The 260-nt window shown below is 45.4% G+C and carries 1 protein-coding gene; it reads left to right on the plus strand.

The window, feature by feature from the left end:
• Positions 1-40: 40 nt before the first annotated feature.
• On the plus strand, positions 41-260 hold a 220-nt coding region (locus KK062_RS31170; RefSeq protein ID WP_369075198.1), incomplete at its 3' end, for an insulinase family protein.

The following is a 260-nucleotide window of genomic DNA, read 5'->3' on the forward strand; positions in this document are numbered from 1 at the left end:
GCTTGATCCACTGGTCAGGCATGGTCGACTGGCCAATGGCCTGACCTACTATGTTAGGCAAAATGACGGTCGCACTGGTAAGGTTGAACTCCGCTTAATAGTCAAGACCGGATATCTTGCAGAGAAAAGGAAGGAGATTAACCTTTCTCACGTACTAGAACATGTTGCCTTTGGAAAGTCATCGAGATTCTCGAACATAGCAAACTTTCTGAAGTCAAATAGCCTCATTCCGGGTGAAGATTTCAATGCACATACGGGAT

The organism is Dawidia cretensis (assembly GCF_018598175.1).
GTDB classification, from domain to species: domain Bacteria; phylum Bacteroidota; class Bacteroidia; order Cytophagales; family Cyclobacteriaceae; genus Ohtaekwangia; species Ohtaekwangia cretensis.